Genomic DNA, 23,401 nt, shown 5'->3' with positions numbered 1-23,401 from the left:
CCGCGATAGCACCTCGGACAGCCGGCTGCCGCTATAGCATTTCAAGCGGCGCGGGCCCGCCCGGCGGCGGGAACAGGCGGTCGAGTTCCCGCAATTGTTCCGGCGTGAGCGGGTGCTGCAAGGCGCCGAAATTCTCGGTCAGGCGGTCGCGGTGTCCGGTCTTGGGAATCGCGATGATGTCGTCGCGCGCAAGCAGCCACGCCAGCGCGACCTGTGCCGGCGTCATGCTGTTGGCCTGCGCGAAACGCACCAGCTTCGGATGGCGCACCAGCCGCGCCTGCTCGATCGGCGAGTAGGCCATCAACGGCACGCCATGCGCGTGCATCCAGGGCAGCAGGTCCCATTCGATGCCGCGGCGGGTCAGGTTGTAGAGCAGCTGGTTGACCGCAACCTGGTCGCCGCCGGGCACCGCCCACAATTCCTCCATGTCGGACAGGTCGAGGTTGCTCACGCCATAGTGGCGAAGCTTGCCGTCGCGCTTCAGGCTCTGTAGCGCTTCCATGGTTTCTTCCAGCGCAATGCCGCCGCGCCAGTGCAGCAGGTAGAGGTCGATGCGGTCCGTGCCAAGCCGCCGCAGGCTGCGCTCGCACGCGGCCACGGTGCCGCGCCGGCTGGCGTTGTGCGGGTAGACCTTGCTGACCAGGAAGACCTCGTCGCGCCGGCCGGCGATGGCTTCGCCGATCATTTCCTCGGACTCGCCCTCGCCGTACATCTCGGCGGTATCGATCAGGCTCAGACCCAGGTCCAGGCCCAGCCGCAGCGTGGCAATTTCCTCGGCACGCGCGGCGGGATGTTCGCCCATATTCCACGTTCCCATGCCAAGCGCGGGCACGCGCTCGCCATCGGGCAGGGTGACATGCTTCATGGTGGCTATTCCTTGGCGCGCGCGGTGCGGGCAGGGCACACGCTTGCGCTGGTTCACATGCCGTCAATCTACAAGAACATGACTGCGGGATTAAGAGGGCAATTGTCGGGTCAGCGCGTACGTGGCGGGTACGGCATCGACCGGCTGAGCGTCGCGCGGCTTAGCGGTTGCTGTCCAAATATGATTTAACGACCGCTTTATCCGCAAGGCAGATGCGGATATGTCCGCAAATTTGACCAAACCTTCCTTAGTAAATGATAATGCGTCGCATTTTATCGATCGCATTACAAAAAATTACAGGGAAATGAGCCTTAAACTGCATCCGGTACACCGCGCCGTCCTGACGGTATTCGCCTGCCAGCCGATGCTGGCTGGCATCGCCCACGCTCAGGAGGCCGGGGCTGCCGCGACGGCTCAGCAGAGCCTTCCAGAAGTCACGGTGAGGGCCGATGCCAGCCAGGACCTGGGCAGTGGCTATAACCCGTCCAGGACGGTCAGCGCGACCAAGACCGAGGCACCGCTGCGCGACGTTCCGCAGACCGTCAACGTGGTCACGGCCGATGTCATGCGCGACCAGCATGCCACCTCGATGCAGGATGCCCTGAAGAACGTGCCGGGGGTGTCGTTCTCCACCGGTGACGGCCAGCGCGACCAGGTGTCGATTCGCGGCTTTACCGCGATTGCCGACCAGTTCGTCGACGGCATCCGCGACGACGCGCTGTATTTCCGCGACCTGTCCAACGTCGACCGCGTCGAAGTCATCAAGGGGCCGGCAGCCGTGCTCTATGGCCGCGGCTCGTCTGGCGGCCTGATCAACCGCGTGACCAAGAAGCCGGGCATCGATGTCACGGATTTCGCGCTGAGCTACGGCATGTGGGCCGACCGCCGCGCCGAGGCCGACGTCGGCCGCGTGTTCGCCGATGGCGCCGCCGCATTCCGCGTGACGGGCGCCGTGGAGAAGGCCAACAGCTACCGCTCGCAGCAGTTCCTCGATCGCAAGGCGATTGCGCCGTCGCTCGAACTCCGCATCGCGCCGGAGACCACCGTGCTGCTGCAGGCCGACTATCTTGAAGACCGCCGCGTGACGGATTTCGGCATCCCGGCCTACAAGGGCCGGCCGGTCGACGTGCCGGCCTCGCGCTACTACGGCGCGGCCAATGCGCGCGATGCCGACTACTCGCAGTCGCGCGTGTATTCGGGCACAGCCACGATCAACCATCGCTTCAACGACAACTGGTCGATCCGCAATGCCACGCGCTACTACCACTATTCGCTGGACCGCAACAACACGCTGACCAGTGCGGTCAACGAGGCGGCGCAGACCTTCACCATGAACCACGGCAATGTGGGCCGCGAGGAGCATGGCTGGTTCAACCAGACCGACCTGACGCAGAAGGCGAGCCTCTTCGGCATGCAGCACGAGTTGCTGTACGGCATGGAGATCGGCCAGCAGAACAAGAACCAGGTCAACAACACCAAGCCCGTGCCGGGCAGCTTCAACCTGTTCAATCCGGTGCTGCCAACGCTGGCGCGCGTGAACCCGGGTACGCCGGGCACCGACAACCTTGGCGTGTTCAATACGCTGGGGTTCTATACGCAGGACATGGTTACCCTCAGCGAACAGTGGAAGGCGCTGGTGGGCCTGCGTTTCGACCGCTTCGAACAGGAGACGCGTCAGAACCTGGCCGGCCAGCCGAACCTGTCGCGCACCGACAATGCGTGGAGTCCGCGCGCGGGCCTGGTCTGGCAGCCGACGAAGGCGCAGTCCTATTACGTGTCCTGGAGCAAGTCGTTCCAGCCGTCGGGCGAAGCTTTTGCGCTCGCGGCCAACAATACGCAGCTCGCGCCCGAGACGACCAATAACACCGAAGTCGGGGCCAAGTATGACTTCCTGGACGGCAAGGCCAGCGCCACGGTGTCGGTGTTCCGCCTTGAGCGCACCAATATCAAGGTAGCCAATGCCGCCAACACGGCGCTGATCCCGATCGGCGAGCAGCGCACCGATGGCGTGGAACTCTCGGGCGCGGCCGAGCTGGGCAACGGCTGGCGCTTCCTGGCGGGCTACGCCTACCTGGATGCCGAAGTGACCAAGTCGACGGCGGCGTTCCAGGGGAAGAGCGCGACGATCACGCCGAAGCATTCGGGCAACGTCTGGCTGACCAAGAGCCTGGGCTATGGCTTTGGCGTGGGCGCCGGCCTGAACCTGGTCGGCGCGCGCTACGCCGACCCGGCCAATACCGTGACGCTGCCGGGCTATGTCACGGCAGACATGATGGCCTGGTATCGCCGTGGCGCTTTCGAGGCCCAGCTGAACCTCTACAACCTGTTCGACAAGAGCTACATCGTCTCGGCGCACGGCACCAACCCGAACCTGAACATGCCGGGCGCACCCCGCAGCGTCATGGCGACCCTGCGCTACCGGATGTAAGTCAGTACGGAATTCGGCAGCTGGAAAAAAGGCCGGGCGATGAGTAACCGCCCGACCTTTTTTCATTCAGTCACCCCGCCTCAGGTCTCGCTCCACTGCCTCAGCAGGTTGTGATAACACCCCACCAGCGTCCGGCGCGCCTCTTCATCGGCGCCGGTCTGGTTCAAGCGCTGGATCGCGTTATCCATGTCGAACAGCAGCGCGCGCTGGGTGTCGTCGCGCACCAGGCTCTGGATCCAGAAGAAGCTGGCCACGCGCGTGCCGCGCGTGATCGGCGTGACCTGGTGCAGGCTGGTGGCCGGGTACACCACCATGTCGCCGGCTTCGAGCTTGACCGCGTGCATGCCGTAGGTGTCCTGCACTTGCAGCTCGCCCCCGTCATAGCTGTCGCGCGGCGACAGGAACAGCGTGGCCGAGATGTCGGTGCGCAGCTTGCGCCCGTCATGCGGATGAATGCGTACGCTGCCGTCCACATGGGCGCCGAACGTCATGCCCTCGCTGTAGCGGTTGAACATCGGCGGGTAGACGATATTGGGCAGCGCCGCGCTGATGAAGCGCGGGTTGCGCTCCAGCATGCCAAGGACCAGGCGCTGGCACTCCAGCGCCACCTCCGAGCGTTCGTCGATCTGCTGGTTGAACTTGACCGGCGCGCCCGAGTAGCCGGCCGTCACGCGGCCGTCGACCCAGGCTTCGCCGGCCTGCTCCAGCCGTTCGCGCACGGCGCTGACCTGTTCGGCGTTGAGGACCTGGGGGATGACGACCAGCATGGCGGCTTTCCTTACACGCTTACATGCGATAGGTGAACGACAGCATGGCGGTGCGGCCGGTGCCCGGCACCGAGCGTCCGCCATCGGACTGGATCAGCGCATCGTAATACTTCTTGTCGAAGATGTTGAACAGGTTCAGGCGCACATCGTACTTCGGCTGGTGGTAGGCCACCATGCCATCCCAGCGCACGAAGCTGCCCACCTGCACGGTGTTGGTGTTGTTGGCAAAGCGCTCCGACATATAGAAGGCGCCGCCGCCGATCTCCCAGTTGGGCAGGAAGGTGTAGCTGGTCCAGGCCGTGGCGGTGTGCTTCGGCGTGTTCGTGGGCACCTTGCCGGTGGTGTTGGCGCCGATGCCGTTGATGATCTCGCCGTCCAGGTAGGTATAGCCGGCAAACACCTGCCACTTGTTGGTGATATGGCCCGTCGCGCCGGCGCGGAAGCCCTTCACGCGGATCTTGCCGGACAGCGCGTAGGTGGTGGCGTCGATCTGGCTGCGGGCATTGTCCTTGGTGATCTGGAACAGCGCCGAGGTCAGCGACAGGTCGCCGCCCATCAGGTCCCACTTGCCGCCGACCTCGTAGGACTTGTTTTTCTCAGGCTCGAGGCTCTGCTGGCCGACGGTGCCGACCAGCTGCTCCAGCGACGGGTTGAACGACGTGCCATACGACACGTAGTAGGACTGGGCCTCAGTCGGCTGCCAGATGCCACCCAGGCGCACGCTCGTGAAGTTGACGGTCTGGTCGGCGCTGGCCAGCGCGGTGCTGAAGTACGGGGCGCCGGCGGAGTTGGATGAATTAATGGAGTTGCTGACGCTGGCGATGTAGCGGTCATAGCGCACGCCGGCCACGGCCTTCCATTGCTTGCTGAACTCGATCGAATCGTTGAGGTAGGCGGCAATCGTATTTGCCGAGCCGCCTTGCAGGTTGCCGGTGCTGGTCGCCACGTTGGCGGGCGAGGCCGTGTAGGTCGGGTTGACCAGCGGTTCGCATGCAACATAACCGACCGTCGCGGCGGTCGTGCCGCTGACCAGCGGCTGCCCGTTGCAGCTGCCGTTGCGGTAGTAGTTCTGGTTGTTGTAGCCGTCGTGGCCGATCTCGGCGCCCACCAGCATGGTGTGCTTGACCGAGCCGGTGTCGAAGTTGGCCGTCAGTTCGGTCTGGTTGAAGATCGAATAGTCGCGGATCTTGCGGTCGTGGCTCTGCAGGCGCACGAAGAGTTGATCCAGCGGCAGGGTGCTGGTGGTGAGCGGCGTGAAGCCGCGCGCACTGACCGAGCCGACCGTGTTGGGCGCGGTTTCGCGCGCGTCGGTTTCCACGTAGTTGAACTGCGTCTGGTTGCGCAGGCGCAGGTTGGGCGAGAACTTGTGCGTGATGCCCGCGCTCAGCGCCGCGATGTCCTGGTTGGTGCGGTCGTCGGTGAAGCCGTAGAAGGTATTGCGGTCGACATTGGTCGGATGGCCGTTCAGGTTCGAGAAGCCATAGTCGGGCATGTCATGGTTGTGCTGCAGCAGCGCCGACAGGGTGATTTCCGTCGGCGTGCCGATGCCGAACCGCCACGACGGCGCAATGCCGAAGTCCTGCACCGTCATCTCGTCGCGCGTGCTGGTGCGGCCGTCCTGCGCCATCGCCGAGATGCGGAAGGCCGAGGTGTCGCCGGTGGGCGTGTTGTAGTCGGCCGTGGCGCGCACCAGGCCATTGGTGGTGACCGAGCCTGTCACTTCGGTCGCCGCCTTCAGCTGCGGCTTCTTGCTGACCTGGTTGATCACGCCGCCGGTGGACCCGCGCCCGAACAGCATCGACGACGGCCCCATCAGCACTTCGACGGAATCGAGCGCAAAGGTGTCGCGGTAGTACTGGCCGCGATCGCGGAAGCCATCCAGGTAGATGTCCGTGCGGGCCGAGAAGCCGTTCAGGTTGATGTTGTTGCCGATCTGTCCGCCTTCGGCACCGCCGATGGTGATGCCCGGCACATTGCGCAGCGCTTCGGCCAGCGAACTCACGCCCTGGGATTCCATCAGCGCCTTGTTCACCACGGTGACCGATTGCGGCACGTCGCGCAGGTCTTCCGGCAACTTGCTGAGCGAGCTGCGGCCCGCGTTGAAATCATCGCGCGCGGCCGCGCCCTGAACGACCACCTCCTGCAGCGTTGTGGCAGGAGCCGTGGACTGCTGCACGGGAGCGGCGGGCGCCTGCTGGGCAAGCGATGCTGCGGGCGCGGCAAAGAGTGCGATCAGTGCGGTGGCGATGGGGGTACGTTGGGAGCGGCGATTCATGGTGTCTCTTGTTCGCCCGGGGCGGGGATCCGGCCGGCTTCGCCGCCAGCGCGAATGCGCGAGGATCGACGATGCGGTCATGAGGGCGATGAAATTTTGGCTCGGCGAATATAAATGCGAATGATTTGCGTTGCAATTGACGTTGCGGACATGACACAGACATGGACAGAGCCATATCAATGTCATTAATGAAAAACAACTAATTCAAGATAGTGCGTTAAACGCCATAAACGCTGGCAATACGATGCTAAAACGGCGGGGAGGTGGCGCGCGGAAAAGAAAACGGCCCTTCGTCAGAAGGGCCGTCTCAATACATTGGGAAAAATGACCGGGAGGTCAGTTTAAAAATATTTCTCAGTCGGCGCTCATCTTGGCGTTCTTTGCAATCCGGCCCAGCCGTTCGCGTTCTGACTTGATGAACGCGACAAAGCTCTCCTGCGAGCCACCGGCCGGCTCGATGCCATTGGGCAGCAGGCGATCGCGCGTCTCCTGCGTCTGCATGGCCGCCGTCATTTCCCCATTGAGCTTTTTCAGGATGGCAGGGTCGGTGCCCTTGGGCGCGAAGATGCCGGCCCAGTGTCCGATGCGGACTTCAGGCATGCCCTGTTCCGCCGTGGTGGAGATGTTCGGCGCGGCGCTCATGCGCTTGTCCCAGGTCGCGCCGAGCGCCTTGAGCTTGCCCGCCTTGATCTGCGGCAGCACCACCACGCTGGCTACGGACGTCGCCGCAACCTGGCCGCCAATCACCGCGCTGATGCTCTCCGAACCGCTCTTGTAGGGCACCGGCGTCAGCGATGCACCTTTCTCCTTGAGCATCTCTTCGACGAAGTGAGGCGTGCTGCCGCTGCCCGCCGTGGCGAAGTTCACCCCGCCGCTTTGCTTCTTCGAGTAGTCGATCAGCTCCTTGAGATTGTTCGCCGGCAGCGATGGCGATGCCACGATCACCGAAGGACTCACCGCGATCAGCGACACGGGGATGAGATCGTCCGCGGCGTATGGCATCTTCGTCCGGATCAGGCTGTTGGTCACGGTGCCGACGGCGCCGACAAGAAAGGTGTAGCCATCGGGTTTGCTCTTGGCCACAAAGTCGGCGCCGACCACGCCACCGGCACCGGGACGGTTCTCGATCACGACGGTCTGGCCCAGGCGCTTGCCGACGGCGTCGGCCGCCGCACGTGCCACCAAGTCATTGGCGCCGCCGGCCGTGAACGGCACCACGAACTTGATCAGGTGGTTGGGCCATGCATCGGCCGCGCGCGCGGGCTGGGGAACGATGGCGATGGTCGCCGCCGCGGCCGCGGCAAGAGAGGGCAAGGCAAGGGCCAGCGCGCGGCTGGCGGTGATCTGTCGCATGGTGTCTCCGGCTGGATCGGTTGGATGGATCCGCGGTGCCACAACGCTGGCCTCTGCCGCGGATGCCGGAACATGTTACCGGGACTGGCTGTCAGTTCGCTTGACGTGCGTCTTGCGGTGCTTTCTCGCAAGGCGCGTGAGCGGGCATCGCGTTCGCACGGTGATGCGGAGAAACCCTGACGCGCTTCAACCTCGCGTCAAGGTACTGCGCATGGCGTAACCCGGCATCAGCGCTCGCGCTCCCAGGTCTGCGTGCGGCCCAGCAAGCTGATGCCGATGAAGCCGCGCACGTCGAGCTTGTTGCCATCGTCGGACAGCGTCATCTTGCTTTTGTAGACCTTGCCGTTCTCGGGATCGAGGATCTCGCCGCCGCTCCATTCGTTGTCGCCAGTCTTGCGCAGGCCGGAGAGGATGGTCATGCCGATGATGGGCTGGTCCTTGCGCGCGTCCGTGCATTTCACGCACACCTTCGGCTTGCCGTCGTCGTCGCCGAAGGTCTTCACCAGGCGGCCGCTGTAGACACCGTTCTTGTCGGTGATCTCCACCAGGCCGCGCGGCTTGCCGGTGGTGTCGTCGATCGTCTTCCAGCTTCCGCTCGGTGTGGCCTGCGCGAGTGCCGTGGCGCTCGCGAGCATGACGGCGGCGAACATGCCGGCGCGCAGCAGCGTGCGCGCGGCGATGGCTTGGGGATGAATGCGCATGGAGTCTCCTCTTGGTGGTGGCGGCCGCCGGCTTCAGGCGTGCCCGCCAATCTACTGGCGCCGCTGACGCTTCGCAATCGGCGGGCGTGTGCGAGCAGACTTGGCGTCGCCGTGGCGCGCTCCTCCGAAAGGCGCATGTGTACGCCGTTTGCGGGAATTTTGTATCGCAGCAAAACGCGCCACGCGCGTGCCCGAAGCAATCCTCTAAGCCTTGCATCGCGCGCGCTTTCGCTGGCGTCCCGACCGCGGTGCGAACGTGTCTCGCGAGTGGCTGTCCTAAGGGAAGCGACATCGCGCGAAGGTGTCGAGGCGCATGTCGATCGTTGCCTTCGGCGTTCGCAACGCGCGTTCATTGCGAAAGCTTTGCCGGATCGCAACGCTTTCGGTCGACGCGAGGTTGTTGCTTCGATGCAAACCGTTGCGTTGGCGCATCACTGTCTCGCGTAGTCGGAGACATCGATGCAAGCGGCCAGCGTGCGCGTCGTCATCGCACATGGAACATTGCACGGGACACGCGTCGCATCCGGTGCTTCAGCTGTGACGATGATGGCGACTCGCTTGGCGACACACGCGCTGCGCGAGCATTGGAGCGTGCCTCCGCAGGTTTTGCTTCGCTTGCCGGAGAGCCTTTGTTCATGCGGGTTTCCAGCCAGCGCGATGATCGTTGCACTGGCCTTTCAACGCCGTGGCATCGCGCCTCCGGTCGCGCGCTGCGCAGCGTGCGAGCGGCGTGGCGCTCGTGTTGGCGTGCGTGCATTCGCGTAGGCGGAGGCGTGTGTTCGCGACGCCGATGAGGACATGCGTCGAGGCATGCAGGCGTGGTTGCGCGAGGGTGTCGGCGACGTCTTCGCGAAGCGGTGAGCGCTGGCTAGATCGACTCGCTCGCGCGTGCAAGTTTTTTTGCACTTTTTTCTTAACATCATCGTGCAAACGAATTATGATTCGCCTTGACAAGAGTCTCACTTCATTGCAACGAAGCAGGAAGCAAGATCGAACGACGAGCGCGATGCGCGCTTCGATGCAGTGACACAGTGATGCAGGTAGTTGAGGAGCACGAGAACTTTGACGCAGACCAGGCCGAACCGGCTTTTTAAAACGCGTGCAGTCTCCTTTGGCCCACTGACGGGATGGGCCGGCTACCTCAAGATGAATGCCGTCTGCCGTGCGCGAGGCCACGCCCGCACCGCAGGCAAGCCGTCCGATATCTCCTCATTGCAGGCTGCGCGCCGACTCGACGGGCGGCGCGGGCCAATCGAATATTCCGGGGCGTCGCCATGGGCGACGGTCCTGCTACCGAATTCATTAGCGTGCGGCGGAGATAGTGTCGTGCGCCGATGAATCGCTCGCTCGACTGGGGTGGCCGCAGAATGCTGCGCCTCGGGTCGGTCGGGTCGCCAACCTAGGTCATTCGATATTCACTCTCTAGTGTGAAGGAGTTATCCATGGCAACGACTGCGAAGAAGAAGCCGGCGGCCAAGAAGGCCGCCAAGCCGGCAGCCAAGAAAGCTGCACCGGCAAAGAAAGCCGCTGTGAAGAAGGTAGCCGCCAAGAAGGCAGCACCGGCCGCCAAGAAGGCGGCAGTGAAGAAGGTCGCCGCCAAGAAGGCCGCACCGGCCAAGAAGGCAGCAGTGAAGAAGGTCGCCGCCAAGAAGGCCGCACCGGCCAAGAAGGCAGCAGTGAAGAAGGTCGCCGCCAAGAAGGCAGCACCGGCCAAGAAGGCAGCAGTGAAGAAGGTTGCCGCCAAGAAGGCAGCACCGGCCAAGAAGGCAGCGGTAAAGAAGGTTGCCGCCAAGAAGGCAGCACCGGCCAAGAAGGCCGCTGCCAAGAAGGCGGCTCCGGCCAAGAAGGCTGCTGCGAAGAAGACTGCCGCCAAGAAGCCTGCTGCGAAGAAGCCGGCTGCCAAGAAGGCCGCTGCCAAGAAGCCTGCTGCGAAGAAGGCCAAGGCTGCCCCTGCGGCGGCTCCTGCCGCTGCGGTTGCGCCTGCTGCCGCTGCCAAGACCGCGCTGAACCCGGCTGCGGCCTGGCCGTTCCCGACGGGCAACCGTCCGTAAGCCTCACTCGGTCGAGTGGGGGCCACGACTACCGCAAGGAGTCGCCCAGGCACGTACGGCGTGCCATAGTGGCCGGATACCTCGTATCCGGCCTGCAAGACACCAGTCTTGCCAACCCGCCGACGGCGCATGCCCGGCGGGTTTTTTCTTTCGGGCTGCCACTGTGCGGTGGGTGATGGGATCGCTGTCGCCGCGGCTGGCAGGCTGACCCGTTGTTCCAAAAGCAAAACGCCGCATCCTTTCGGACGCGGCGCTTCCGGAAGCCGGGACGCTGGCGGATCAGTGCGTGACGCGCGTCACGCCGCCCGAGGTCAGCAACCGCACCCGCTCGCCGGGGCGGAACAGTTCGTCGGCTTCCTGCGTGATCGCGCGCATCTCGCCGTTTTCCAGGCGGACCGTGATCTCGAGCGCGCGCCGCTGGTTGACCTTGTTCTCCGTCGCGCTGCCGGCAATGCCGCCGAGCACCGCACCGAGAATGCCGGCCGCCACGGAACCGTTGCCGCTGCCGATCAGGCTGCCCGCGGCCACGCCCCCAATGGCGCCGCCGGCAAGGGTGCCGGCGCCGGTCTGGCCGCCCTGGATCATCACGTCGCGCACGCCTTCGACCACGCCATAGCGCACGGTCTGTTCGCGCTGTGCCTGTCCGGTCGAGTAGACGCTGTTGGAGTTCGATTGCGTGGCGCAGCCGCTGACCAGTGCCGCGACGGCAATCACGGCGGCGACACCGGTTCGAAGCTTGTTGTTCATTTCATTTCCCGTAAACGTGCCGCGCCCATGCCGCAGGTCAGGCGTAGCGATAGCCGAATGCAGACTGGAAGCGGTTGCCGATTTCGTCGAGCGGCAAGCCGTGGTTCTGCGGACCCTGCTGCGCGATCTTGAGCGATCCCATCAGCGATGCCAGGCGGCCAGTGGTGTCCCAGTCTAAACCGTTTTCGATGCCGAACAGCAGGCCTCCGCGGAACGCGTCGCCGCAGCCGGTCGGGTCCACGATGCGCTCGGCCGGCACGGCCGGGATCGCGTACTGCTGACCATCGGCAAAGACGCTGGCGCCGCGCTCGCCGTGCGTGACGATGAAGGCACGAACCTTGGCGGCAACCTCGGCGCTGGTCCAGGCAGTGCGGGACAGCAGGACCTGCGCTTCGTAGTCATTGACTGTGACGTAGCTGGCGAGTTCAACGAACTGCCGCAGGTCCTCGCCGTTGAACAGCGGCATGGCCTGGCCCAGGTCAAAGATGAACGGAATGCCCGCCTCGGCGAACTGGCGCGCGTGGTGCAGCATGCCCTCGCGGCTGTCCGGTGCGACGATGCCGAGCTTCGGCGCCGCGCTGCCGCCCAGCGCATCCTTCACGTTGGAGAGCTGAGACTGGCTCATCGCGCCGGGGTGGAAGGCGGTGATCTGGTTGTTGTCCAGATCGGTGGTGATCATGGCCTGCGCCGTGAACGTATCGGGCAGCACGCGGATATGCGTGGTGTCGATGTTCAGGCCGCGGAGGTACTGCAGGTAAGGTTCGGCGTCCGTGCCCACCGTGGCCATCACCACGGGCTCGCCGCCCAGCAGCTTGAGCGTATAGGCGATGTTGCCGGCGCAGCCGCCGTACTCGCGCCGCATGCCCGGCACCAGGAACGAGACGTTCAGCATGTGGATCTGGTCCGGCAGGATGTGTTCGCGGAAGCGTCCGTCGAACGTCATGATGGTGTCGTAGGCGACGGAGCCGCAGATCAGGCTGGCCATGCTCTCTCCAGGTACTTTGGGATGGTCGGGCCGCGTGCAGCCCGAGGGGTTTCGGAAAACAGAAGCGGCCGCCCCGGGAATGCGGGCGGCCGGTGCGAGATGCCGGTGCGGCTTACTTCAGTGCGGCGAGCGCGGCGTCGTAGTCGGGTTCGTTCTTGATCTCGGGCACCAGCTGGCTGTACTTGACGATGTTGTTCTCGTCCAGCACCACCACGGCGCGCGCGGTCACGCCGGCCAGCGGGCCGGTCTTGATATCGACGCCGTAGTTGCCCTTGAATTCCGCGCCGCGCATGGTCGACAGCGGCACCACGTTGGCCAGGCCTTCAGCGGTGCAGAAACGGCCCATGGCGAACGGCAGGTCGGCCGAGACGGTCAGGACCACGGTGTTGGCCAGGCCGCTGGCGGCTTCGTTGAACTTGCGCGTCGAGGCCTGGCACACCGGGGTGTCCAGGCTCGGTACGATATTCAGCACTTTGCGCTTGCCGGCAAAGTCGGCCAGCGTCACGTCCTTCAGGTCCTTGCCGACCAGCTTGAAGTCGGCGGCCTTGTCGCCGGATTGCGGGAACTTGCCTGCCACTTCAATGGCGTTGCCGCCGAGAGTCACGTTGCTCATCACTGCTCCTTCCTGTTCAGGATCTTCGGGGGGCGCAGCTTGCGGCCGGACTCGATTCGGCCCTTGGCAGCAAGCCTGCGAAATCCAGGGACCGTCCACGGTGAAAGGCATGCGCCTTGGGTGAACAGGCCCTATGGATAGAAAATCAGCACGCGGTAGTTCGCCGCCGCCTGCTGAGTCCGGAATCGTACCCGAACCGGCAGCTCCGTGCCCGCGCGAAGGCCGTGCGTGGCGAAGGCTTTCTGCGTCGGCTCCAGGTACTCGGACGGCTCCAATACACGCCGCAGCAGCAACTGGTCCTGCAGATCGGTCATGACCAGCTCGATGGCCGGCAAGGCGGTGGTGGCGCGTCCCTGGTTGCGCAGCGTAACCGCGAGCACGTAGGCATCGCTGCCTTCGTCCTGCTTCTGCAGCTGCGAGGTATCGATGCGCAGCGCATTGATGTCGCGCCACGGCGGCACGGTGCAGCCCAGCGGCCCGCACGCGGCTTCCAGTACCGGGCGCAGCACCGGGAACTGACCGGCGAGTTGTCCGCGCAGCAGGTACAGCCCTTGCAGGACTACGCCAACCGCCAGCACACCGGCGGCGATATGCCAGCCGAAGCGCAGGCGCGGCCGTGCCAGGGGCGCGGCGGCCTCGCGCGCGCGCTCGCGGGTCTGGCGCAGGAAATCGGGCTGGAAGGCCGGACCCAATTGCGGCTCCTGGCGTGCCCAGCGCCGCGCAACGTTCTCGCGCGCAATCGCGCCGGCGGTGGCACTGAAAGCATCGCCCGCGCTGGGGCCACCAGGCCCGTAGCTCGGGCCGTAGTTGAGACCGTAGTCGTGGCCAGGCTCGCGCGGCGTTTCGGCGGCGGCTGTTGCCGGCGTGTCCGTCCCGGCGGCGGGGGCTTCGGTGCCGTCACTCGATTCCGCGCGCAGGAATTCGCTGGCGCTGCGCAGCACGGGTTCGGCGGCAGCTTCGCCTGCCGGTTCGTCCGGCGTCTCGACCGCCTGAGAAGCGGGCGCGCGCGCGGAGGCCTCTTCGTCTCCAAGCGCGGCGCGATCGAGCGTCGGCCACTGCGCATGAGCGGCCACGATGGCGGCCGATGCCTCGCCTGCCTCGTCGGCATGATGCATGCCGTTGGCAGTCGCGACAGGATTGTCGTCGGGGTGACCTGCAGCCTCTTGTGGCGCGTCCGCAGGTCCCGGTTCGGCGTGTTCAGATTGTTCGGCTTGCGAGGGGCGCGTGTCTTCGAATTCGCCCGCCTCGGCAGGCGTCTCTGCCGGCACGGCCGCGGAGGCTTGCTGCAGTGCCGGTTGTGCGATGTCTCTGGCCGCGGGCGACGGCTCGATGGAAGCTGCGTCCGCGTCCTGCCTGACCGGTGCCTCGTGCTCCTCCTCGGCGGAAGCATCTTCCTCCTCGGTGGGCAGCATCATCATGGTGGGCGAATCGAGCGCGGGCACGTCGTACCCCGGGTCGTAGCCAGGGTCGAAGTGCGTGGCGGACGAAGCCGGCCTGGCTTCGCTTTCCGCTTCAGCCGGTGCAGCCGGCTGAGCCGCTGCGGGTCCAGGCGAGGGCTGTGGCGCGCGCGCGGCAGCCGGGGCACCCGGCACCGGCACTTCGATCAGATGCTCCCGTGCATCGAAGACCGTTTCACAGTGTCCGCAACGCACCAGTCCCTGGCGCAGGCGCAACTGGTCGGCCACCAGCCGGAAGGCGGTGCGGCAGGCCGGGCAGCGCGTGACAAGCTTGGCGGCGGCCATCGGCTCACCTCAGGGGCGCGTGCCGTGCAGGCAGACCCAGCCTTCCTCGCTGCGCCACACCGTCAGCGGCAGCCAGGCGGCATAGGCGGCGGCCACTTCCTCGGCCTGGCGCTCGAGCACGCCGGACAGCACCAGGCGTCCGCCGGAGCGCACGCGGGCGCTGAGCATCGCGGCCATCAGCTTGAGCGGGTTCGAGAGGATATTGGCGACGACGAGGTCGTAGGTCGCTTCCGACACGGATTCCGGCAGCGCGAACTGGGCCTGGACACGGTTGCGCTCGGCGTTGTAGCGCGACGCTTCCACGGCGTTCGGGTCGATGTCGATGCCGAGCGTATCGCCGGCGCCGAGCTTCTTTGCCACGATGGCGAGGATGCCGGAGCCGCAGCCATAGTCGAGCACGGTCTCGCCCGCCTTCAGGTTCCGCTCCAGCCACTGCATGCACAGCCGCGTGGTCGGGTGGCTGCCGGTGCCGAAGGCCAGGCCCGGGTCGAGTTCCAGCACCACGGCATTGGGCTCCGGTGCCTCGTGCCACGACGGCACCACCCACAGGCGTTCGCCGACGCGGATCGGCTCGAACTGGGATTGCGTCAGGCGCACCCAGTCCTGGTCCTCGACATCGCGCAGGATGTAGGCGGGCACCGGATCGATGCCAAGCGTATTCGACGCGGCCGCGACGACGAGCGCCGGGTCGGTGTCGTCACCGAACAGCGCCACCACGCGCGAGCGGTTCCAGGCGAGCCTTGTCGGCTCCATCCCGGGCTCGCCGAACAGCGGCTGCTCGTCCGGCGTGTCGGCGTCGGCATCTTCCACCGATACCGACAACGCGCCAAGGTCGAACAAGGCGTCGGACCAGGCTTCGGCCTGGTCCTGCGCCACTTCGATCACACATTCCTGAAATGCCACGGGCTTCCTTTTTTACAGCAGTACAGCAGTGCGGCAGCCGCCGCGTCAGGCTTTCTCGCGCTGCGCCAGGCGATGCTCGAGATAGTGGATGCTGGTGCCGCCTTCGACGAAGTTGGCGTCCATCATCAGCTCGCGGTGCAGCGGGACGTTGGTCTGGATACCGTCCACCACCATTTCCGACAGCGCGATCCGCATGCGGGCGATAGCCTGCTCGCGGGTGGCGCCGTAAGTGATGATCTTGCCGATCATCGAATCGTAATTCGGCGGGACGAAGTAGCCATCATACGCGTGCGAGTCGACGCGTACACCGGGGCCGCCCGGCATGTGCCAGGCGGTGATGCGGCCCGGCGACGGGATGAACTTGAACGGGTCCTCGGCGTTCACGCGGCACTCGATCGCGTGGCCACGGAACTGCACATCCTTCTGGCGGAAGCGCAGCTTTTCGCCAAACGCGATGCGGATCTGTTCCTGCACGATGTCGATGCCCGTGATCATCTCGGTGACCGGGTGCTCGACCTGCACGCGCGTGTTCATCTCGATGAAGTAGAACTCGTTGTTCTCGTACAGGAACTCGAACGTGCCGGCGCCACGGTAGCCCATCTTGCGGCAGGCCTCGGCGCAGCGGTCGCCGATGCGCTCGATCAGGCGGCGCGGGATGTGCGGCGCGGGCGCTTCCTCGATCACCTTCTGGTGGCGGCGCTGCATGGAGCAGTCGCGCTCTCCCAGCCAGATGGCTTGCTTGTGCTGGTCGGCCAGGATCTGGATTTCCACGTGACGCGGATTCTCCAGGAACTTCTCCATGTAGACCTCGGGATTGCCGAAGGCGCGGCCGGCTTCTTCGCGCGTCATGTTGACGGCGTTGACCAGCGCGGCTTCGGTGTGGACCACGCGCATGCCGCGTCCGCCACCGCCGCCGGCGGCCTTGATGATGACCGGGTAGCCCACCTGGCGCGCGATGGCCAGGATTTCCTTCGGGTCTTCGGGCAGCGCGCCCTCCGAGCCCGGCACGCACGGCACGCCGGCCTTGATCATGGCCTGCTTGGCCGAGACCTTGTCGCCCATCAGGCGGATGCTCTCGGCGGTCGGGCCGATAAAGACGAAGCCGGATTTTTCCACGCGCTCGGCAAAGTCGGCGTTTTCCGACAGGAAGCCGTAGCCCGGGTGGATGGCCTGCGAGTCGGTCACCTCGGCAGCCGAGATGATCGCCGGCATGTTCAGGTAGGACAGCGGCGACGGGGCCGGGCCGATACACACGGCTTCGTCGGCCAGCTTGACGTACTTGGCCTCCTTGTCGGCCTCCGAGTACACCACTACGGTCTTGATGCCCAGCTCGCGGCAGGCGCGCTGGATGCGAAGGGCAATTTCACCGCGGTTCGCGATCAGAATTTTTTCAAACATGGTCTCTCTCTGCGAGAACGGGAGCGGTCCCGTCAGGTGCCGCAGCGGCACACCGGGCGCGCGGCCGGGAAACTGGCGGTGCCAGGGGCCGCTTCATGGCGTGGGATGCGGGCCGCAACGTGCGAACATCCACGAGATCCGGAGTGCCGCGCAATGCTGCGCGGCACTCCGGACAGCATCAGCCGATGACGAACAGCGGCTGGCCGTATTCCACGGCCTGGCCGTTCTCGACCAGGATTTCCTTGATCACGCCGGCCTTGTCGCACTCGATCTCGTTGAGCAGCTTCATGGCTTCGATGATGCAGACGGTCTGGCCTTCCTTGACGGTGTCGCCCACGTTGACGAACGGCGCGGCGCCCGGCGACGGGGCACGGTAGAAGGTACCGACCATGGGCGAGGTCACCACGTGGCCAGCCGGGAGTTGCGCAGCGGCAGGCTCGGCGGCAGCGACCGGAGCGCTGGCGGCAGGAGCGGCGCCGGGCATGACCGGCAGCGCCTGCATCTGCGGCATGGCCATCGGCGCGGCGATGACTTGCGGCGGTTGCTTGACGATGCGTACCTTGCCGTCGCCTTCAGTGACTTCCAGCTCCGAGATGCCGGATTCGGCCACCAGGTCGATTAGCGTCTTCAGCTTGCGCAGGTCCATCTTCTTATCCTCCTGAATCAGGTTGTCCGGGCGTGCCCTGGCGGGGCAGCGGCGGAAGAAATCGTCGGTACGGCCACCGGCTGTCCGCGTCCGCAGTGCCGTGCTGCACAGGCTGCGGGCGCGGCCGCCCGGCGGCGCGCTTCATGTATTCGGGTAATGCCTTTGTGCCGGTTGGCCTCAGCCCCCTGGCGGCGGCTGCTCCAGCCCGAGGGCATAGTCCAGCGCCATCAGGTAGCCTTGCCAGCCCAGTCCGCAGATCACGCCGACCGCGAGGTCGGAGAAATACGAATGGTGGCGGAAGCTTTCGCGGCGATGCACGTTCGACAGGTGGACTTCGACAAACGGAATGGCCACGCCGGCCAGCGCATCGCGTATCGCCACGCTGGTATGCGTGTAGGCGGCGGGGTTGATGATGATGAAATCCACCGCTTCCGTGCGCGCGGCATGGATGCGGTCAACCAGCGCGCCTTCATGGTTGGACTGGAACGACGACAACGCGATACCGGCATCGGCGGCATGCCGTGCCAGGGCGGCGTCGATATCGGCCAGCGTGGTGTGCCCGTACGTCTCCGGTTCGCGCGTGCCCAGCAGGTTGAGGTTTGGCCCGTGCAGGACCAGCACCTTGCGGTAGCGGGCTGAGCGACGATTGGAGCGGGTTGCAGTCACGGCGGCTCGACCAGTTCAACGAAATTGCGCGGAGATTACCGTAGCTTAGAGGGATTTGTCTAGCGGGCGATACAAGCCTTCACGCCTCGGCATGGCGATTGCGCGCTGATTAAGCCACATTGAGCCATTTCCGCCGATATGCGCCCCGTTTCAGCGCAGTTTGTGGACGGTTCGGCGAACTTGGGCGAAGAAGCGCCTTATGTCCCCGACTGCCGGCTAGGAACGGGGCAGAACAGCGCGCAATTCGTCCGACGTGATGCGGCCCATCTTGCGGTACTTGACGGAACCGTCCGGGTTGATCACGACGGTATAGGGCAGCCCACCGGCGTTGTTGCCGAAGTTGCGTGACAGCTCCGTGCCCGCAAAGCCAGCCACCGCGAGCGGGTAGGCCACCGGCACCTTCTTGACGAACTGCTGGATGTTCGCGGCGGAATCGATGCCGATGCCGACGAACTCGACCTTGCGGGCCGCGTACTCCGCATGCAGGGCGGTCAGCTCCGGCATTTCTTCCACGCACGGCCCGCACCACGGTGCCCAGAAGTTGACCACCACGGTCTTGCCACGCAGCTTGCCGAGGTCGATATCGGTGCCGCTCGGGTCGGGCAAGCGGGTCTGGAAGAAGGTTTCGACGGCCTGTTCCGACGCGGGTTTCGGCGAGAACACGAAGTGACCGGCCAGCGCGCCGCCGGCGCAGGCCGCCACGGCCACGGCAATCCACAGCCACAGGCGGGAACGGTGGACAGGTTTCTGGGTGGTAGCGTTCATGTTGTCTTCAGTAAGCAACGGCGGTATCGGGGCAGATACCGGCAAATGGTGAACTTCTGACCGGTCGGGTGCGCTTCAGTTCGACGTGTCGGCGTCCTCAAGCAGCGCACGCACGGCTTGCAGGTCGGCCCTGGCCGCACGGCCGCTTGCGTCGGTGCGCGCGGCGCCGCGTTCGTCGTCGGCATCATACAGAGCAATATGGATCCCGACCGGCGCGCCCAGTTCGGCGCGTACTTCGCCGGCCAGCAGGCGCGCTTCGCGGCGGTCGGGCCACTGGCCTTTCCACAGGAAGCTCAGCGTCTCCACGTCGCCGCGGCCGGCGAAATGGCGCGATTCGCTGGTCTCGAAGTCGACGCCCGCGTTGAGCAGGTGCAAGGTGGCGTCCTTGGGGCTGTCGCAGAAGCACTGCAGATAGATATCCGAATGCTCGGTGGCGGTGCCGTTGAGTACGGCGCCCACCAGGTATGGCCGGAAGCCGGCAAGGTCCTCCATCGCCAGGATGGCCACCCGGCGCAGCAGCGCCAGGATGCGCGGTTGCGTGTCGCCGTGGAAAAGTGCCTGATAGGCGCGGACTTCGGCCTCGATCATGTCGTTATCGGGCAGCCATTCGCCGGCCACGCGCTGGTCGCCGAGCAACTGGCGCGCGGCCTTGCGCTTCGCGGTGGCGTAGTCGGCGCCGTCTTCGGCAATCATGCGCGCCGCGGCCTGGGCGATCTCCTCGCGCAGGCGGACGGGGTCGGAAAATGCGTGTCGGGACATGTCCCGATGATACCGGAGCGGTGCGCTCGGCCGCTGCGCGCCGCGCTGCCGCAGTGCAGCGAAGCGCGCAAGCGCTCGGGTACAATCGGGGCCTTCCTGCCCGGCATGGTCCGCTGGACCCGCGCCGGCATGCCGACCGGCCCGGCCGGTCCCAAGTCTTTCCGGGAACCCCATGCATATTCATATTCTTGGCATCTGCGGCACTTTCATGGGCGGCCTGGCGGTGCTCGCCAAGCAGGCGGGACATCGTGTCACCGGCTGCGATGCCAATGTCTATCCGCCGATGAGCACGCAACTCGAGGCCCAGGGTATCGAGCTGATCGAAGGCTTCGATCCCGCCCAGCTCGCGCTCGAGCCGGACCTGTTCGTGATCGGCAACGTGGTGTCGCGCGGCAATCCGCTGATGGAAGCCATCCTCAACCGCAACCTGCCTTACGTGTCGGGCCCGCAATGGCTGGGCGAGCACGTGCTGGCAGGCAAGTGGGTGCTTGCCGTGGCGGGCACGCATGGCAAGACCACCACCACGTCGATGCTTGCGTGGATTCTCGAAGATGCCGGCTACAACCCCGGTTTCCTCGTCGGCGGCGTGCCGCAGAACTTCGGCATCTCGGCGCGCGTGACGGAGTCGGATTTCTTCGTGATCGAGGCGGACGAGTACGACACCGCCTTCTTCGACAAGCGCAGCAAGTTCGTCCACTACCGCCCGCGCACGGCCATCCTGAATAACCTGGAATACGATCACGCCGACATCTTCCCGGATCTCGAAGCGATCGAAACGCAGTTCCACCACCTTGTTCGCACGGTGCCGGGGCAGGGCAGGTTGGTCGTCAACGGCATCGAACCGAGCCTGGCGCGCGTGCTGGAACGCGGCTGCTGGAGCGAAGTGGAGCAATTCGGCGTCGGCGACTGGCGCGAAAGCGATGCAGGCGGCGATGGCGGCAAGGATGCCTTCGACGTCTGGTTCGGCGAGACCGTGCAGGGCCGCGTGACCTGGGACCTGCAGGGCACGCACAACCGCATGAATGCGCTGGCCGCGATTGCCGCCGCGCGCCATGTTGGCGTGCCGGCCGCGCAGGCGATCGAATCGCTCGGCCGCTTCGCTAACGTGAAGCGCCGCATGGAAGTGCGCGGCGTGGCGGGCGGCGTGACCGTCTATGACGACTTCGCCCATCATCCCACCGCGATCCAGACCACGCTGGAAGGCCTGCGCCGCCGTGTCGGTGGCGCGCGCATCCTGGCCGTGCTGGAACCGCGCTCCAACACCATGAAGCTCGGCGTGATGAAGGCACAGCTGCCGGCCAGCCTCGAACAGGCCGACCTGGTGTTCGGCTATGGCGCTCCGGGCGGCAAGGACGCACTCGGCTGGGACCTGGCCGGCGCGCTGGCACCGCTTGGCAAGAAGGCCGCGGCTTTCCACGATCTCGGCGCATTGGTCGAGGCCGTGCGCGCCGCAGCGCGCCCGGGCGACCAGGTGCTGGTCATGAGCAACGGCGGTTTCGGCGGCGTGCACCAGAAGCTGCTGGACGCGCTCGGCCAGGGCGCCGCCGGCTGAGGACGCGGACATGCTGCTGTACCTGCACGGATTCCGCTCCTCGCCGCAGTCGTTCAAGGCGCGGCTGGTGCAGGAGCGCATGCGCGAGTGGGGCGTGGGGCGCTACTACGCCTGCCCCTTGCTCAATGTCTCTCCCGCTCAGGCGATCGCCCAGGCCGAAGCCGCCATTAGCGCCGCGCGTGCGGATGGCGACCAGGAGATCGCAATCGTCGGTTCTTCTCTTGGCGGCTTCTACGCCCGCTGGCTCGGCGAGCGCCACGGTTGCCGCACGGTGCTGCTGAACCCGGCGATCCACCCGTGGACCGACCTGCAGCAATACATCGGCGAACAGCCGCTGTGGCACGGCGGCGGATCGGTCACGGTCGAGCCACGCCATATGCAGGAACTGATCGACCTGCGCGTGGACACCATCACGCGGCCCGAACGCTATTACCTAATCGCCGCCACGGGCGACGAAGTTCTCGATTACCGCGAGATGGTCGCGGCCTGCGCGGGCGCGCATATCCGCATCCTCTCGGGCAGCGACCACGGCATCGGCGAGTTCGCCAACTACGTCGACGACGTGCTGGCCTTTTGCGGCTACGGGCCCGGCGGCGTAGTGCCGGGCCGCGCGGCATGAGCGCGCAGTTCGCGCGCCGCTGCGGCTGGACCTGCCACCTGCCCTTCGACCCGGAGATCCCGCCGAACCTGCGGCATTGGGTCACGGGCGAAGGTTCGCTGACCGCGCGGCTGGTGGCCGCCTCCGAACGCTTTCGCGTGCGCCGCCTGCTGCAGGCTTCTGCGCGGCCTTATCTGGACGAATGGCAGGCGCTCGGTCAATGCAGCCGTGAACCAGCGCTGACGCGCGAAGTGCTGCTGATCTGCGACGAGCAGCCGGCCATCTACGCGCACACCGTCGTGCGCGAGCGCCACGCGCGCCGCGACTGGCCATTCCTGCGCGGGCTCGGCGAGCGCCCGCTGGGCGGCCGCCTGTTCGTGGATCCGGCCGTGCGGCGCGATCCGTTCGAGTTCGCGCGGCTGCTGCCGCACCACCCGCTGCGCCAGGCGCTGCAGCGGATCCTGCCGGCCATGGGGCCGGTACCGATGCTGCCGGCACGCCGTTCCGTCTTCCGGCGCGGCGCCGGCATCATGCTCGTGACAGAGGTCTTCTTGCCTGACCTGCTGGCACGGCCTTCACGGGGACCCCGGCAACGTAGCCCATCAGACCGGAGCCCCGACTGACTGACACACTACCCAGAATTACAGAAGAGAAGACATCATGAAATTGCAGGGTCGCGTTGCCATCATCACCGGCGCAGCTGCCGGTATCGGGTTTGCCACGGCGGAGCGCTTTGCCGCGGAAGGCGCCATTGTCATCCTGTGCGACGTCCAGGAAGCGCGCGTGCGCGAGGCCGCAGCGAAGCTGGCCGCCAACGGCGCCATCGCCAAGGCTTTCCGCGTCGACGTGACGCGCCGCGACGAGGTCGACGCCATGGTCGCCGCCGTGCTGGCCGCGCATGGCCGCATCGACGTGCTCGTCAACAATGCCGGCATCACCAAGGATGCGCGCCTGGCCAAGATGACCGAGGTGCAGTTCGACGCGGTCATCGACGTCAACCTGAAGGGCGTGTTCAACTGCGCGCAGGCCGTGGCCAGCGTGATGGCCGAGCAGGGCAAGGGCGTGATCCTCAACGCATCGAGCGTGGTCGGCCTGTACGGCAACTTCGGCCAGACCAACTACGCGGCCAGCAAGTTCGGCGTGATCGGCTTCACCAAGACGTGGGCGCGCGAACTCGGCCCCAAGGGCGTGCGCGTGAACGCCGTGTGCCCCGGCTTCGTCAACACCGAGATCCTGCAGACCGTGCCGGAGAAGGTGCTCGACGGCATGAAGGAATCCTGCTGGATGCGCCGCCTGGCCGAGCCGTCGGAGATCGCCAGCGTGTACGCGTTCCTGGCCAGCGACGACGCCAGCTACATCAACGGCGTCGCCATCGAGACCAGCGGCGGCATGTCGCTCTGACGTCACCGGACGTCCTCGCCGTGCCCGCCGGCCTGTTCGCCAGCGGGCAGCGGGAACCAGTGCGGTATCATTCTGACTTTGGCACTTGCGGCCAGCCCGCCCGCCAAGGGCGCTCACACTTATCTCCCCGGAACCCGCGTCTTTGCCGCCTGAGCGGCAGGGTTCCCGGCATTTCTGAAAGTACCG

22 protein-coding genes are annotated in these 23,401 nt (G+C 65.8%); 6 read left to right on the top strand and 16 right to left on the bottom strand.

Annotation, left to right across the window (positions count from 1 at the left end; genetic code table 11):
• Positions 1 to 31: 31 nt before the first annotated feature.
• Complete coding sequence (locus ACIGJB_RS13920; RefSeq protein WP_483730359.1) at positions 32 to 865, bottom strand: aldo/keto reductase; 834 nt, start codon at positions 863 to 865, stop codon at positions 32 to 34.
• A gap of 304 nt (positions 866 to 1,169) precedes the next feature.
• Here ACIGJB_RS13920 and ACIGJB_RS13915 point away from each other — a divergent pair, with 304 nt between their 5' ends.
• Complete coding sequence (locus ACIGJB_RS13915) at positions 1,170 to 3,293, top strand: TonB-dependent receptor (RefSeq protein WP_483730358.1); 2,124 nt, start codon at positions 1,170 to 1,172, stop codon at positions 3,291 to 3,293.
• Positions 3,294 to 3,373: 80 nt separating this feature from the next.
• Here the strand turns inward: ACIGJB_RS13915 and ACIGJB_RS13910 are convergent, their stop codons facing one another.
• The 5 genes from ACIGJB_RS13910 to ACIGJB_RS13890 all read right to left on the bottom strand — a co-directional run bounded on the left by ACIGJB_RS13910 (position 3,374) and on the right by ACIGJB_RS13890 (position 8,821).
• Positions 3,374 to 4,060: a Fe2+-dependent dioxygenase gene (locus ACIGJB_RS13910; RefSeq protein ID WP_483730357.1), complete on the bottom strand. Its 687-nt coding sequence runs from the start codon at positions 4,058 to 4,060 to the stop codon at positions 3,374 to 3,376.
• A 19-nt stretch (positions 4,061 to 4,079) separates the two neighbouring features.
• Positions 4,080 to 6,335: a TonB-dependent receptor gene (locus ACIGJB_RS13905; protein WP_483730356.1), complete on the bottom strand. Its 2,256-nt coding sequence runs from the start codon at positions 6,333 to 6,335 to the stop codon at positions 4,080 to 4,082.
• A gap of 354 nt (positions 6,336 to 6,689) precedes the next feature.
• Positions 6,690 to 7,688, bottom strand: a complete 999-nt coding sequence (locus ACIGJB_RS13900; protein WP_483730355.1) for a Bug family tripartite tricarboxylate transporter substrate binding protein — start codon at positions 7,686 to 7,688, stop codon at positions 6,690 to 6,692.
• 227 nt (positions 7,689 to 7,915) lie between these two features.
• On the bottom strand, positions 7,916 to 8,389 hold the full coding sequence (locus ACIGJB_RS13895) for a DUF2147 domain-containing protein (protein WP_483730354.1): 474 nt from the start codon (positions 8,387 to 8,389) through the stop codon (positions 7,916 to 7,918).
• A 276-nt stretch (positions 8,390 to 8,665) separates the two neighbouring features.
• A complete protein-coding gene (locus ACIGJB_RS13890) occupies positions 8,666 to 8,821 on the bottom strand; it encodes a hypothetical protein (protein WP_483730353.1) in 156 nt (51 codons plus the stop codon).
• 1,010 nt (positions 8,822 to 9,831) lie between these two features.
• On the opposite strand from ACIGJB_RS13890, the gene ACIGJB_RS13885 reads away from it, so the two are divergent.
• Positions 9,832 to 10,440 (top strand): histone H1-like DNA-binding protein, encoded by a 609-nt coding sequence (locus ACIGJB_RS13885; RefSeq protein WP_483730352.1) that lies wholly within the window; start codon positions 9,832 to 9,834, stop codon positions 10,438 to 10,440.
• A 279-nt stretch (positions 10,441 to 10,719) separates the two neighbouring features.
• On the opposite strand, the gene ACIGJB_RS13880 is transcribed toward ACIGJB_RS13885, so the two are convergent.
• The 10 genes from ACIGJB_RS13880 to ACIGJB_RS13835 all read right to left on the bottom strand — a co-directional run bounded on the left by ACIGJB_RS13880 (position 10,720) and on the right by ACIGJB_RS13835 (position 19,664).
• The gene (locus ACIGJB_RS13880; protein WP_483730351.1) at positions 10,720 to 11,187 is read right to left on the bottom strand and encodes an outer membrane lipoprotein; all 468 of its coding nucleotides are present in this window, start codon (positions 11,185 to 11,187) and stop codon (positions 10,720 to 10,722) included.
• A 37-nt stretch (positions 11,188 to 11,224) separates the two neighbouring features.
• On the bottom strand, positions 11,225 to 12,172 hold the full coding sequence (locus tag ACIGJB_RS13875) for a carbohydrate kinase family protein (RefSeq protein ID WP_483730350.1): 948 nt from the start codon (positions 12,170 to 12,172) through the stop codon (positions 11,225 to 11,227).
• Between the two features lie 112 nt (positions 12,173 to 12,284).
• Positions 12,285 to 12,785 (bottom strand): thiol peroxidase, encoded by a 501-nt coding sequence (gene tpx, locus ACIGJB_RS13870; protein ID WP_483709283.1) that lies wholly within the window; start codon positions 12,783 to 12,785, stop codon positions 12,285 to 12,287.
• 131 nt (positions 12,786 to 12,916) lie between these two features.
• A complete protein-coding gene (locus tag ACIGJB_RS13865) occupies positions 12,917 to 14,527 on the bottom strand; it encodes a zinc-ribbon and DUF3426 domain-containing protein (RefSeq protein ID WP_483730349.1) in 1,611 nt (536 codons plus the stop codon).
• Positions 14,528 to 14,536: 9 nt separating this feature from the next.
• Entirely contained in the window at positions 14,537 to 15,430 is an 894-nt protein-coding gene (prmA, locus tag ACIGJB_RS13860; RefSeq protein WP_483730348.1) for a 50S ribosomal protein L11 methyltransferase, read from the bottom strand.
• A gap of 45 nt (positions 15,431 to 15,475) precedes the next feature.
• The gene (gene accC / locus ACIGJB_RS13855; protein ID WP_483709279.1) at positions 15,476 to 16,828 is read right to left on the bottom strand and encodes an acetyl-CoA carboxylase biotin carboxylase subunit; all 1,353 of its coding nucleotides are present in this window, start codon (positions 16,826 to 16,828) and stop codon (positions 15,476 to 15,478) included.
• Between the two features lie 178 nt (positions 16,829 to 17,006).
• A complete protein-coding gene (accB, locus tag ACIGJB_RS13850) occupies positions 17,007 to 17,474 on the bottom strand; it encodes an acetyl-CoA carboxylase biotin carboxyl carrier protein (protein ID WP_483730347.1) in 468 nt (155 codons plus the stop codon).
• A gap of 177 nt (positions 17,475 to 17,651) precedes the next feature.
• A complete protein-coding gene (gene aroQ, locus ACIGJB_RS13845; protein WP_483730346.1) occupies positions 17,652 to 18,140 on the bottom strand; it encodes a type II 3-dehydroquinate dehydratase in 489 nt (162 codons plus the stop codon).
• Between the two features lie 216 nt (positions 18,141 to 18,356).
• Entirely contained in the window at positions 18,357 to 18,905 is a 549-nt protein-coding gene (locus ACIGJB_RS13840; RefSeq protein ID WP_483730345.1) for a TlpA family protein disulfide reductase, read from the bottom strand.
• A gap of 75 nt (positions 18,906 to 18,980) precedes the next feature.
• Positions 18,981 to 19,664 carry a UDP-N-acetylmuramate--alanine ligase gene (locus ACIGJB_RS13835; RefSeq protein WP_483730344.1) on the bottom strand — a complete coding sequence of 228 codons (684 nt, stop codon included), beginning with the start codon at positions 19,662 to 19,664 and terminating at the stop codon, positions 18,981 to 18,983.
• A gap of 172 nt (positions 19,665 to 19,836) precedes the next feature.
• Here ACIGJB_RS13835 and mpl point away from each other — a divergent pair, with 172 nt between their 5' ends.
• The 4 genes from mpl to fabG are packed head-to-tail and all read left to right on the top strand — an operon-like array spanning position 19,837 to position 23,215.
• Positions 19,837 to 21,216: a UDP-N-acetylmuramate:L-alanyl-gamma-D-glutamyl-meso-diaminopimelate ligase gene (mpl, locus tag ACIGJB_RS13830; protein ID WP_483730343.1), complete on the top strand. Its 1,380-nt coding sequence runs from the start codon at positions 19,837 to 19,839 to the stop codon at positions 21,214 to 21,216.
• Between the two features lie 10 nt (positions 21,217 to 21,226).
• A complete protein-coding gene (locus tag ACIGJB_RS13825; RefSeq protein WP_483730342.1) occupies positions 21,227 to 21,835 on the top strand; it encodes a YqiA/YcfP family alpha/beta fold hydrolase in 609 nt (202 codons plus the stop codon).
• The gene (locus tag ACIGJB_RS13820; RefSeq protein ID WP_483730341.1) at positions 21,832 to 22,437 is read left to right on the top strand and encodes a chorismate--pyruvate lyase family protein; all 606 of its coding nucleotides are present in this window, start codon (positions 21,832 to 21,834) and stop codon (positions 22,435 to 22,437) included. Before ACIGJB_RS13825 ends, ACIGJB_RS13820 begins: the two co-directional genes overlap by 4 nt.
• 37 nt (positions 22,438 to 22,474) lie before the next feature.
• Positions 22,475 to 23,215: a 3-oxoacyl-ACP reductase FabG gene (gene fabG, locus ACIGJB_RS13815; RefSeq protein ID WP_483730340.1), complete on the top strand. Its 741-nt coding sequence runs from the start codon at positions 22,475 to 22,477 to the stop codon at positions 23,213 to 23,215.
• The last annotated feature ends 186 nt before the right edge of the window (positions 23,216 to 23,401 follow it).

It is taken from the genome of Cupriavidus sp. C2SS-8b (assembly GCF_057073745.1).
This window is presented reverse-complemented; position numbering and strand designations above follow the sequence as displayed.

What these genes read in the sequence shown, in the direction of transcription:
- ACIGJB_RS13900 (WP_483730355.1), bottom strand. Translation starts at nt 7,688, where the DNA reads ATGCGACAGATCACCGCCAGCCGCGCGCTGGCCCTTGCCTTGCCCTCT.
- fabG (WP_483730340.1), top strand. Translation starts at nt 22,475, where the DNA reads ATGAAATTGCAGGGTCGCGTTGCCATCATCACCGGCGCAGCTGCCGGT.
- ACIGJB_RS13905 (WP_483730356.1), bottom strand. Translation starts at nt 6,335, where the DNA reads ATGAATCGCCGCTCCCAACGTACCCCCATCGCCACCGCACTGATCGCA.
- ACIGJB_RS13840 (WP_483730345.1), bottom strand. Translation starts at nt 18,905, where the DNA reads ATGAACGCTACCACCCAGAAACCTGTCCACCGTTCCCGCCTGTGGCTG.
- mpl (WP_483730343.1), top strand. Translation starts at nt 19,837, where the DNA reads ATGCATATTCATATTCTTGGCATCTGCGGCACTTTCATGGGCGGCCTG.
- ACIGJB_RS13915 (WP_483730358.1), top strand. Translation starts at nt 1,170, where the DNA reads ATGAGCCTTAAACTGCATCCGGTACACCGCGCCGTCCTGACGGTATTC.
- ACIGJB_RS13875 (WP_483730350.1), bottom strand. Translation starts at nt 12,172, where the DNA reads ATGGCCAGCCTGATCTGCGGCTCCGTCGCCTACGACACCATCATGACG.
- ACIGJB_RS13835 (WP_483730344.1), bottom strand. Translation starts at nt 19,664, where the DNA reads ATGTCCCGACACGCATTTTCCGACCCCGTCCGCCTGCGCGAGGAGATC.
- ACIGJB_RS13890 (WP_483730353.1), bottom strand. Translation starts at nt 8,821, where the DNA reads ATGCGCCAACGCAACGGTTTGCATCGAAGCAACAACCTCGCGTCGACC.
- accB (WP_483730347.1), bottom strand. Translation starts at nt 17,474, where the DNA reads ATGGACCTGCGCAAGCTGAAGACGCTAATCGACCTGGTGGCCGAATCC.
- ACIGJB_RS13895 (WP_483730354.1), bottom strand. Translation starts at nt 8,389, where the DNA reads ATGCGCATTCATCCCCAAGCCATCGCCGCGCGCACGCTGCTGCGCGCC.
- ACIGJB_RS13865 (WP_483730349.1), bottom strand. Translation starts at nt 14,527, where the DNA reads ATGGCCGCCGCCAAGCTTGTCACGCGCTGCCCGGCCTGCCGCACCGCC.
- ACIGJB_RS13920 (WP_483730359.1), bottom strand. Translation starts at nt 865, where the DNA reads ATGAAGCATGTCACCCTGCCCGATGGCGAGCGCGTGCCCGCGCTTGGC.
- tpx (WP_483709283.1), bottom strand. Translation starts at nt 12,785, where the DNA reads ATGAGCAACGTGACTCTCGGCGGCAACGCCATTGAAGTGGCAGGCAAG.
- accC (WP_483709279.1), bottom strand. Translation starts at nt 16,828, where the DNA reads ATGTTTGAAAAAATTCTGATCGCGAACCGCGGTGAAATTGCCCTTCGC.
- ACIGJB_RS13820 (WP_483730341.1), top strand. Translation starts at nt 21,832, where the DNA reads ATGAGCGCGCAGTTCGCGCGCCGCTGCGGCTGGACCTGCCACCTGCCC.
- ACIGJB_RS13910 (WP_483730357.1), bottom strand. Translation starts at nt 4,060, where the DNA reads ATGCTGGTCGTCATCCCCCAGGTCCTCAACGCCGAACAGGTCAGCGCC.
- ACIGJB_RS13885 (WP_483730352.1), top strand. Translation starts at nt 9,832, where the DNA reads ATGGCAACGACTGCGAAGAAGAAGCCGGCGGCCAAGAAGGCCGCCAAG.
- ACIGJB_RS13880 (WP_483730351.1), bottom strand. Translation starts at nt 11,187, where the DNA reads ATGAACAACAAGCTTCGAACCGGTGTCGCCGCCGTGATTGCCGTCGCG.
- ACIGJB_RS13825 (WP_483730342.1), top strand. Translation starts at nt 21,227, where the DNA reads ATGCTGCTGTACCTGCACGGATTCCGCTCCTCGCCGCAGTCGTTCAAG.